Raw genomic sequence first — 11,584 nt, forward strand, 5'->3', positions numbered from 1 at the left:
TACGTAAGGAGGTGGAAAATGTAGATTTTATTGCTAAGGCGCTTCAAATCGCAACAAAGCGAAAATGTGATATTCAAAGCCTCATTACGGAATAGAAAACTCTAAGGGATGGAAATAGATTAATGGAAAAAATGATGATTGCCAATGTACCTACAAAAATTGAAAAAGCCAATTTTTTTAGTAAATACTTGAACAAATCGGTCTTTATTAAACGCGATGACCAGACGGGAATGGAAACATCAGGAAATAAAGTTAGGAAGCTAGAGTATTTGTTGAAAGATGCTCAAACTAAAAAGTGTGATTATTTAATTACCAGTGGCGGGATCCAATCAAACCATGCGAGAGCCACTGCAATTATAGCGGCTAAATATCAAATGAAATCATTATTGATTTTAAAAGAAAGTGAGACTAATAAGTCAGAAGGGAATCTATTTTTCAATAGATTAGTCGGTGCACAAATAAAACTAGTATCCGAAGATGAGTATCGAAATTTAACATCAATTATCAAAATAGCGGAAAAAGAATTGACTAGTTTGGGACATAAACCATATGTCATTCCGATGGGAGGTTCGAATGGTTTAGGGGCTTTAGGATATGTAGAAGCATACTATGAAATCTTGCGTCAAGAAGAGGAATTAGGAATTAGGTTTGATACAATCGTGGTTGCGAACGGCTCCGGGGGAACGTATGCGGGTTTGTTATACGGAAATAAAGAAAGCAATAAAAGTAAGAATATTATCGGAATGAGTGTGTTAAATCAGCAAAAAAAAGCAACTGATAATATCATGCATATTTTGGAGAATATGAATCAATATAGGGCCAACTCTTATTCGTTTAATGATAAAGAGATTAATATTATTGACCGTTATATTGGATTAGGGTATGGCAAAAGCCAATTGGAAGAATTGAAATTTATCGAGAGATATGCACAAGAAGATGGGCTTATTCTTGACCCCGTCTATACAGGAAAGGCCATGTATGGTCTATACCATGAACTTGCAAATGGAAAACTCCAGGATAGCCAAAACATCCTTTTTATTCATACGGGCGGTATTTTTGGTTGGACGGATGAAAAGATTAATATGTTAAATAGATGAAAAAAGTAAAAATCATTTTCGATAAAGAGGGGAAACTATGATGTTACACGACTTTGATGAAACTATAAATAGAATCGGCACTGATTCGGATAAATGGGACAATGAAGGAAAAGGTGGTGCACTGATTCCATTAGGGATTGCTGACACTGATTACAGAGCTCCAAAAGAGGTATTAGATGCAGTAAGAAAAAAAGTAGACTTTGGCGTTTTCGGTTATGGATATTTTCCTCATGAGCGATTTACTAGTGCTATTAAAGGATGGTATGGTCGCCATCATAAAGTTGATATTGGTCTAGATGAAATTAGTTATGCACCAGGACTAATGACAGGTGCTTTATGGATGTTTTTAGATGCTTACACCAATCCGGGAGACAAGATCGTGATTCAACCTCCAGTCTATGCAACTTTTAAAACGGTCATTGAGAATTTTAATAGAGAAGCTATCAACAATCCATTAAGATTTAACGATGGATGTTACAATATTGATTTTGAAGATTTAGAGAATAAACTAAAGATGCCAGACGTAAAGATACTCCTTGTATGTAACCCTGCTAATCCAATTGGACGGGTATGGACAAAAGAAGAAATGAAGAAAATGTATGATTTGTGTCGCGAGAATAACGTGATTATTATAAGTGATGAGATTCATAGTGATATGATCCACAAAGGATTACCTTTTTACTCCTTTTTAGAGATTTGTGAGGAAGAGGATAAAAATGTTGTAGTGATGAACTCTCCAAGTAAAACTTTTAATTTAGCATCTTTTTTTAGCGCTTATATTATTATAAAAAACAAAAATTTGAAGAGAGCTTTTGACGATATTTACGTAAAATATCACTTTGATTATAACTATCTAGGGATTGAGGCTTTAATAGCTGCTTATAATGAATGCGATTATTACGTGGATGAATTAAATGATTATTTACGAAAAAATATTACCTTTGCTATAGAGTATATCAATAAAAATATGCCAAAGTTAAAAGTTCAGTATCCTGAATGTTCCTATTTATTATGGATTGACTGTGAAGAGTTAGGCTTAAATAGCGAATTGCCAACTAAATTTTTTGAAGATTCGGGAATTAGGGTTAATGCTGGTAGCACATATGGAAAAGATAGCGGTAATTTTGTGAGAGTAAATATTGCCTGTACAAGATCTTTATTAGAAGTTGCTTTAGAAAAGATAAAGGAAAGTTATGTGAAACGAGCTTATAAATTAATTCCTTAATTCATAGAGGTGGAAAAGTGAAGAGTATTCCTTTTACAAAAATGCATGGTTGTGGGAACGACTTTATTTTGATTGATAACAGGGAAGACATTATGGAGGGTGTAACAATAACCAAATTCGCTGCGGAAGTTTGCAAAAGGAGATTTCATATTGGCGCTGACGGTCTCATGTTGTTGGAAAAATCGACTATTGCGACTTTCAAAATGCGATATTTTAATGCTGATGGCAGTGAAGGAGAAATGTGTGGAAATGGAGCCCGTTGTCTTTGTAAATTCGCCTTTCAGCTTGGCGTGACTGGAAAGGAGATGACTTTTGAAACGTTAAATGGAATCTATGAAGCATCCATCCATGACTCTTATGTAAAAGTAAAGTTCCCTGAACTTAAAAAGAATGAGATTGTACTAAACCAAGTTTTATCTTTGAACAATCAAAACAAAACATATCATTATGCCAATGTTGGTGTACCGCATACGGTATGGCTGCAAGATTCTTTTGACCTGTCGGAGTGGTCTTCCTTTTATGAATGGGGAAGGATGATTAGGAACAGAACGGATATCTTTCCACAGGGAACGAATGTAAATTTAATTGAAATTTTGGATCGGCATCATATCAATATAAGGACATATGAAAGAGGAGTCGAAGAAGAGACTTTAGCATGCGGGTCGGGTGCTACGGCTTCGGCGATTATGTCACGGTTATTGGATCTAATTGAATCTCCTGTCACGGTAAAAACACTTGGGGGGACTCTTAGAGTATCGTTTCAAGTAACAGATGAAATGATTCAAGACATATATCTTGAAGGTAATGCTGTTACGGTTTGTGAAGGGACTATTCCATTGGATGATTGGAAAGGTGTAAAAGTTTAAAATAACTAAGGAGGATCGGAACATATGAATAAAAAGAGTATTTGGAAATCATATAAATTCCCTATCATTTTAATATTGTCAATAATAACAGGAAGTATTATTGGCTTAATTGCTGGACCTAAAGCGGAAGTACTCAAACCGTTGGGTGACATTTTTATTAATCTCATGTTTACCATTGTCGTTCCACTTGTATTTATCTCTATTAGTAGTGCCGTTGCCAGCATAGCAAGCCTCAAAAGACTTGGTAAAATCTTAGGAGTTATGCTATTAGTGTTTGCTGTTACGGGGATCATTTCTTCCATTGTTATGATTGTGGGTGTGACAGCATTCCCTCCGGCAGAAGGAGTACACATTGAAATGCAGAAGCCGGATGAAATAAAGCCATTGAGTACGGCAGACCAAATCGTTTCTGCATTCACCGTACCTGATTTTCTTGAATTGTTTTCAAGAAAAAACATGCTTGCTTTAATCGTCTTTTCTATCCTTTTCGGTCTTTCTGTTAGTATGTTAGGTGAAAAGGGAAGGAAAATTGCAGCGGGGCTTTCTCAACTCTCCGATGTAATAATGAAACTCGTTTCCATTGTTATGTGGTTTGCTCCAATTGGATTAGGCGCCTATTTTGCAACGTTAATTGGGGTATTCGGTCCTGAATTGCTTGGTTCTTATGCAAAAGCGATGGCCATTTATTATCCAATTTCAATTATATATTTCTTTGTTGCCTTTACCATTTATGCTTTTATAGCTGGGGGGAAAAGAGGGACAAAAACATTCTGGAAGGAAATTATCACTCCAGCAGCCACTTCCTTGGCAACTCAAAGCAGTGTTGCGACAATTCCAGCAAACCTAGCAGCTTCCGCCAAAATTGGCGTTCCAAAAGATATTCGCGAAATTGTTATTCCTGTTGGAGCAACAGCCCATATGGACGGATCCTGCTTAAGTGCGATATTAAAAATTGCTTTTCTTTTCGGTTTATTCAATATGTCCTTTACTGGAATAGATACGTTTATGACGGCTATTCTCATTGCTTTATTGAGCGGCATGGTCATGTCGGGAGTACCAGGTGGAGGTTTTGTCGGTGAATTGTTAATTATCACAATGTATGGGTTCCCTCCAGAAGCCTTGGTTATCCTCTCTATGTTAGGAACTTTGGTAGATCCTCCGGCAACAATGGTAAATTCAACTGGAGATACAGTAGGTGGAATGTTAATGGCCAGAATCATCGAGGGGAAAAACTGGATGGACAAAAAGTTAAAGCCTTCAGAATTTATAGAACATGGAGAAGCATTAGAACAGTGATAAGTACCACCTAGGTTTTCCTATTGAAGAAAGGAAGGCAACTGACCTAAGTTAGTTGATGTGTTCTTTACAACTTCGTCAGTTAGGTAGATAAAAGATTCGAATAAGAGGACAAAGCTGTTCTGCTTAATATAAGGCAGAAACAGCTTTTTCTTTTGCAACAAGCAGGATTTCTGTGCATAGATTATGGATAAAACCAACTATGCAAAGGGGAATACTCGAGATGATTCACCCACATACGGAGTTACGCTTTATTAATGATCAGATAGGTTTTGGGGTATTTGCTACTGAATTCATTCCAAAGGGTACCATTACGTGGGCTTTGGATGAGCTGGATCAAATACTGAAGCCAGACGATGTTGAAAATCTAGATCCATACAGAAGGGAGCTCCTAAAGAAATACTCCTATCGCAATCAAGAAGGAAAATATATTCTTTGCTGGGATTTAGGCAGATATGTGAACCATAGTTTTCATGCTAATTGTTTAGGAACCGCTTATGAATTTGAAGTGGCAGTCCGGGACATTTATCCAGGGGAGCAATTAACAGATGATTATGGAACTTTAAATATAGATGAACCCTTTGAATGTATACCAGAGGATGGAACAGAGAGAAAAGAAGTTTACCCTGATGATCTACTTAATTTCTCGGAGGAATGGGATCAAAAAGTAATGGAAGCTTTACAAAACCTCTATGAGGTTAAACAGCCCCTATTTCACCTCATTCAGCCACAATTTATGGAAAAAATAAAAATTGCATCCTTAGAGCGAATTCTATTGGATTCTATCAAATGCATCTATTATGACCGAAATAAACATAGATAATGGTTAATAAAAAATATGAAGCATACATCCTTCAACATCAAGGATGTATGCTTCTCTATACATCTATTTAACTCTTCTAATCTCAATTTGGAATTCTTTAAGTCTCTGGTACAGGGTTGTACGAGAGATGCTAAGGTGTTTGGCTGTTCTCGTGATATTTCCCTTGTGTTTCATTAATATTTGGATATAAAATTGGCGTTCGTGTTCATAGTTTTTTTCCTTTATATCCGTAATGCTCTTTATATTATGGAGGGAATAAGAGCCTTCCTGCTTAAATGCTTGGACATTTTCAGCTATTTCTTGAGGAAGATGCTCTTGTTCAATAATGGATGAGTTCCCTGCTAAGTAATAGGCTCTTTCAATTACGTTGCAAAGCTCTCGGATATTTCCGGGCCAATTGTATTTTTGCATTAGCATCAGGGCTTCATTTGAAAACTCCTTCTTATTGCCGGTTAGGGCATTGAAATCTTCTAAATAATGATAACTGAAATGGGCGATATCCTCAGGTCTTTTACGAAGAGGCACAAGTTCGATAGTAAAAACATTTAGCCGGTAATACAGGTCACTCCGAAATGAGCCATTGAAGGCAATTTCCTGAAAAAGATCCTTATTCGTTGCGGCAATGATTCGTACATCTAACGGAATAGGCTTGTGACCGCCAACGCGAAACACTTCTTTTTCTTGCAAAACTCTTAATAAGGTTGTTTGCAGCTCAAGAGGCATTTCACCAATTTCATCAAGAAAAAGAGTCCCGCCATTAGCAACCTCAAATTTGCCTGGACTGCCGCCCTTTTTGGCACCTGTAAAAGCCCCTTCTACATACCCAAACAGTTCAGAATTAATCAGTTCTTTTGACATTGCACCGCAATTTACCGCTACAAATGGCTTATTCCTCCGTGCACTTTCATTATGGATAGCACGAGCAAACATCTCTTTGCCAGTTCCGCTTTCGCCTAGTATAAGAGTATTAGCCTGTATTTTCGAAGCAGAGCGTGCCAATTCAATTGTTTTTAAAAATAAATTGCTGGAACCGATTAGATCATAAGTAGTTAAGTTCTTTCTTTCATTCAAGGAAAAACGATAAGGCTGGCGAGGAAGGGACTTAAAACGAATAAAAGTCAACAAATTTTTCTTTTGTACTTTTATCTCAAAGCTTTCTTCTTTATCCTTCCGCCTTAAAATACGCTCCTCTCCTTTTTCTCTGTCGCTCCTATCCAAAGAGATCTCCTGTAAAACAGTTTGTACCATGCTTTGTTTATTTCCCCATAATTCAACTGCCTTTTTGTTTTGAAAATGAATATCCCCTTCTTTTATGATGAACAAACCTCCCGGCTGCTGGTCTGTAATTTCACCAAGGGCGTTATTTAAAATATGCTGTTTCTCTTGACTTTCAACTAGCTTAGAACTTAGATGGATGATCCCCTTAATGCTTTCTAGCAGCTGTTCAGTTGATTCAGATGAAGTCTTTGGCATATAAACGCCCAATACACCTTTACGTTTATCAAATGATCCAACGATAGGGAACCCTGCAACAACATATGTATTGTTTGATTTCCTAACACTCTCATTTGTAACTGTATATGCGGATGTTTTCTCTCTGAAAGCAGTGCTAATTCCACTGTTTTCTAAGAGTGTGCTATTTACCGTATCTCCTGGCCGCAAATTTAATAGTGGGGAGGTGGCTGCGGGAGAGCCACCATTAATGATTTCTATCAGGACACCTTCCTCATCAAAATAGGCAAACGGAAAGGGAAGCCATGAAAGATTTTTTTTGAGTTCAGAAAGAAGGGGCTGGCACTGATTTTTTTTAGTCTGGAATTGCTCATTATTTTTGACAGGAATAATATCCTTAGGATGTGATGGCAGTGCGTCTTCCATCAACGGAATCGGTTTAATTGGATTATCTGACTCCCATAAAATATGAAATTGACCGGATTCATTGACCTTTCCAATCCGCGAATTTAGCCATACATGCTGATTGATCGGATCAACCATAATTTTCCCTTGTGGGGCTTCAATGGATAGACCAGATAAAGCATTTCGAATAGCTTTAGTTGAGACAGTATCCACCCTTTTAAGTGCTTCTGCAAGCAGGATCATGCTATTATAGGCACTCTCCATAACCGAACTAATAATATCAGTCCCATAAATTCGCTGGAATTCCGTAATGAATTTTCTATTTTCGGCCCGATCAATCGTGCTGAAATATGAAAAACTGGAGTAAAATTCAGTTTTCCCTTTAGGATCAATCGCTTTAATTTCAGTTTCCGCCGTCACATTACTAGCAATGGGCTGCTGAAACCCGAGTTTTTCATGCTGCTGGTAATAGCTAATGGTACTGTCGCCAACCAAGGTGGAAAAGACAATATCTGGATTCATCTGTCGGATTTCACTGAAGTGCTTATCAAAAACTTGGTTTCCTAGTGCAACGTATTGTTCTCCAAAAACAGATCCTCCGTGATATTCAACGAGCTGGCGTACGAATCGGTTTATCTCTCTAGGATAAATATAGTCTGAGCCTAGGAGGTAAAAGGTCTTTCCAACATGGCGAATGAGCCAAGGAATGAAGTCCAGCAGCTGTTGATTAGGCGTTGAATTGGAATAAAAGATGTTGGGATGCATTTCTCCGCCTTCATTTATGGTCGGATAAAATAATAAATTATTATACTTTTCCAAAACGGGAATAACACTTTTCCTGCAGGCGGCGGTATAGCAGCCGATAATGGCCGTGACTTGATCGGTAACGATAAGCTTTTCAGCCTTCTGGCGAGTTATATCAGGATCGGAAGCCGCATCCTCGACAATCGGGATAAGTGTTTTTCCATTAATGCCGCCGCTTTCATTAATATGTTTAATCGCTAATAAGCATGCTTGATACTGTCCCCGTTCAGTAATACTGGTTGTCCCTGTTAATGAAAAGAGAATTCCCACTTTCAGCTCCTGTTTTTCCAATGATATTGGCTCCCTTCTTTTATAAAATTGTTCATTTTTTGTTCAGTACACTAATTTGACAGTTGAACATCTTCTTTACAGATTTGAGTGTACAAATGCTTAACATTTTGTTGGCAAGAAAATTTTTTTTAATGAAAAATGTAATTTTTATAAAAGGAAGAAAAGTTGACTCTCAAAAGGTTAACAACATCAAGGTATTATATTCTTCATTTCATTGGAAAAACCTTTAAGTCTTTTATTTATGAAACTTGGCATGGACTTTGCATTACTAAAAGTGAAGGGTGCAAACCAAGAAAGGAAGTGACTGATTGTTTGGGTATTGTAAAAATGCCACCCAAAACCTAAAGTGAATCAACTGATTATTCCAAATTACCGGCAGCCACTTTGGTAAGTCAGAAACATTACAATGGTGAAAATAAAGGAGGGTTTATTTTGAATGCACAAGCAAAGAAAGCTTATTTAAGTACAGATAAATACATCCTTGAGAATAACATTAAGCCCCTTATTACAGAGGAGTTAATTGAAGAGCATAGAAAGCTTCCTGTTGGCAGGCATAGCTATAATCTAAGTATGGTTGTTAATTTCCTAAGAAGAAATCACGAAATTATCGAAGGAAAAGATCTTATTGTTTGTACAAAGCCCCACCAAGAATGGTGTTTAGGGGAGCATCCGGGGAAACGCGGAGTTCCGTATAAAGTTTTTGAAGATCAATGCTTTGACACACGTGAAAAGGCAGAGCATGCCTTATTCCTTAAAAGACTCAAAAAACATGGATTAGTAGATTAATAACTACCAAAAAGGGAGAGGATTCTATTGGCAATTAACGGTTATACAGATCGATTAAGTGTTCAGCCCGGTCAAAATATTAAATTTATGGTTAACAGTGACCATAAAAAATATAAAACAGAAATTGTCCATCTTGTCCATGGGGATTCCAATCCCGAAGGGCCAGGACTAAAGATTTATAGTGTAGATGCAGATGTGAATAAGGAATATGATGGCAGAAAGCAGGCCATACATATGGGATCCTATATCAAGTTCGATGCTCAGTCTCATTTTGAAAGCGTTAACAGTTTTTCGTTGCAAGCGATGATTTATCCAACAACACCTGATTTAGGCGTGCAAGGAATTCTGACAAAATGGTCCCCTGATCAAAATTCAGGTTATGGCCTTTTCATTGATGAAAAAGGCTGTCTGGCTTTATGGATTGGCGATCAAAACGGGAACGTTGAGAAGGTTAGCACTAACAAGCCACTCGTACAAGGCACATGGTTTTTTGTTGGGGGAACCTATGATGCGGAAACAGGGAAAATAACTGTTTTTCAAGAAGCTGTCATTAGTAAAACAAATGGGAGATTTTCACTTCCATATGGAATTGAAGAGATGAATGCAAATAATGAAGTAGAAACAGTAGTAAAGCCTCATGCTACAAATGATGCTGAATTCACCATCGCCAGTATTTTCCAAAAAGCAGACGGTAAACAAAAGGTTATTTGGCGATTTAATGGGAAAATTGACCGTCCGCGTATCGCGAATGAAGCTTTAACGAAAGAAGAAATGTCTGCATGGATTGAAAATCCTTCGGGAAATCGTGTTGTAGCGGCATGGGACTTTGCGGAGGGAATTACAAAGAAGGGCATCAAAGAGCTTGAAAAGATATATGATAAGGGACCAAATCAAATCCACGGTGAAGCAGTTAATCACCCTACCCGCGCGATGACCGGATATAACTGGACATCTGAGGAGCAAAACTTTACCCATGCCCCAGAACAATATGGAGCTATTCAATTCCATGATGATGATATGACTGATGCGAAATGGGATGTTGACTTTGAATGGACAGTTCCTGATACGCTAAAAAGCGGTGTATATGCTGCCCATGTGCACGCAGGAGATGATGAGGATTACATTGTATTCTTCGTTAGACCTAAGAAGGGGAAGCCTACTGCGAAAACAGCTCTTATTATTCCTACTGCCAGCTATTTAGCATACGCCAACAACCGCTTCCAGGACATCCCGCTTGCTCAACTTATGTTTGGAAGAGCCCCAGTTGTCCAGCAGGAAGATATGTACTTGGGAGAGCATGCGGAATTTGGTCTATCCACATATGATCATCATAATGATGGTTCAGGGGTTTGCTTCTCATCTAGCTTGCGTCCAATTTTAAATATGAGACCAAAATACCGTCATAATTTATCTCCATCCTTATGGCAATTTAATGCGGATTTACACTTAATCGACTGGCTGACTGAAAAAGGTTTTGACTTTGATGTTATTACGGATCAAGACCTGCATTTTGAAGGATATGAGCTGTTAAGCCATTATCAAGTAGCCATTACAGGCTCTCACCCAGAATACTACTCGGGCCAAATGCTGGATGCTGTAGAGGATTACCAAGCTAATGGAGGCCGCTTCATGTATATGGGCTCAAATGGTTTCTATTGGGTTGTTACCTTTGATCCGAATAATCCAAACCTCATGGAAGTTAGAAAGAATTATGGAAACCAAGGCTGGAAATCTAAGCCGGGCGAAATTCATTTAAGTATTACGGGCGAACAGGGCAGTATTTGGAAGCACCGTGGCAGGGCGCCTCAAAAGGTTTGCGGCGTAGGATATATGGCGGAAGGCTTTGAAGTATCTTCTTATTATCTGAGATCAGAGGATAGCTTTGAACCTGGAGTAGAATGGATCTTTGAAGGAATTGGAAAAGACGAAAAAATCGGTGACTTCGGTCTAGTAGGTGGAGGAGCAGCTGGATTAGAATTAGATATTTATGATGAGGAGCTTGGAACTCCTTCGCATGCCGTCATCGTGGCTTCATCTGTAGGCCATACAAATGTCTACGTGCCGGTAGCAGAAGAATTGTACTTTAACATTCCTGGCCTAGGAGGGGAAGAGAATCCAAGAGTAAGGGCTGATATGGTTTACTACCCGACTCCAAATGGTGGTGCAGTATTCTCAACAAGCTCCATTGCTTATTGTGGAAGCTTATCACACAATAATTACGATAATAATATTTCTCGTCTAACAGAGAATGTGTTGAAACGATTCTTATCAGAGGAACCGATTCCATTTCCGGATTTGAGCAAGAAGGCTGAAACTGTAAAATAATGGTGAGTTAATAAGAAAGCGTTATTGATAGATTAATAGTTTAACAGGTAAATACAGGTAAGCTCCAAAGGAAAAAAACCTATGGAGCTTTCTTTTTGTCTGCTTTCTCAACAACATCAGTCAAGTCCTTATTTTTGTGTAAAATCAAATCAACAATGCTAACCTTAGTATAGTTGATACCTCTGTTTGATTTTTTTCTGGGGGAAGGGGGTAC

8 protein-coding genes are annotated in these 11,584 nt (G+C 38.0%); 7 read left to right on the forward strand and 1 reads right to left on the reverse strand.

The window, feature by feature from the left end:
- The first annotated feature begins 122 nt into the window (after window positions 1–122).
- The 5 genes from AR328_RS14270 (at window position 123) to AR328_RS14290 (ending at window position 5,307) form a co-directional block, all read left to right on the forward strand.
- Window positions 123–1,097 carry a 1-aminocyclopropane-1-carboxylate deaminase/D-cysteine desulfhydrase gene (locus AR328_RS14270; protein WP_066296374.1) on the forward strand — a complete coding sequence of 325 codons (975 nt, stop codon included), beginning with the start codon at window positions 123–125 and terminating at the stop codon, window positions 1,095–1,097.
- Window positions 1,098–1,134: 37 nt separating this feature from the next.
- Window positions 1,135–2,322 (forward strand): MalY/PatB family protein, encoded by a 1,188-nt coding sequence (locus AR328_RS14275; RefSeq protein ID WP_231734854.1) that lies wholly within the window; start codon window positions 1,135–1,137, stop codon window positions 2,320–2,322.
- 17 nt (window positions 2,323–2,339) lie between these two features.
- On the forward strand, window positions 2,340–3,188 hold the full coding sequence (gene dapF / locus AR328_RS14280; protein ID WP_082677244.1) for a diaminopimelate epimerase: 849 nt from the start codon (window positions 2,340–2,342) through the stop codon (window positions 3,186–3,188).
- A gap of 24 nt (window positions 3,189–3,212) precedes the next feature.
- Window positions 3,213–4,484: a dicarboxylate/amino acid:cation symporter gene (locus AR328_RS14285; protein WP_066296379.1), complete on the forward strand. Its 1,272-nt coding sequence runs from the start codon at window positions 3,213–3,215 to the stop codon at window positions 4,482–4,484.
- A gap of 223 nt (window positions 4,485–4,707) precedes the next feature.
- Entirely contained in the window at window positions 4,708–5,307 is a 600-nt protein-coding gene (locus AR328_RS14290; protein WP_066296381.1) for an SET domain-containing protein, read from the forward strand.
- A gap of 63 nt (window positions 5,308–5,370) precedes the next feature.
- On the opposite strand, the gene AR328_RS14295 is transcribed toward AR328_RS14290, so the two are convergent.
- Window positions 5,371–8,259 carry a transporter substrate-binding protein gene (locus AR328_RS14295; RefSeq protein ID WP_066296385.1) on the reverse strand — a complete coding sequence of 963 codons (2,889 nt, stop codon included), beginning with the start codon at window positions 8,257–8,259 and terminating at the stop codon, window positions 5,371–5,373.
- Window positions 8,260–8,691: 432 nt separating this feature from the next.
- Between AR328_RS14295 and AR328_RS14300 the strand changes: the two genes are divergently transcribed.
- Together AR328_RS14300 and AR328_RS14305 are read left to right on the forward strand one after the other, a co-directional pair.
- Entirely contained in the window at window positions 8,692–9,045 is a 354-nt protein-coding gene (locus tag AR328_RS14300; protein ID WP_066296388.1) for a hypothetical protein, read from the forward strand.
- 27 nt (window positions 9,046–9,072) lie between these two features.
- Window positions 9,073–11,370, forward strand: a complete 2,298-nt coding sequence (locus AR328_RS14305) for a LamG domain-containing protein (RefSeq protein WP_197414467.1) — start codon at window positions 9,073–9,075, stop codon at window positions 11,368–11,370.
- Window positions 11,371–11,584 lie beyond the last annotated feature (214 nt).

This window comes from Bacillus sp. FJAT-29937, from assembly GCF_001509555.1.
GTDB lineage: Bacteria > Bacillota > Bacilli > Bacillales > Cytobacillaceae > Cytobacillus.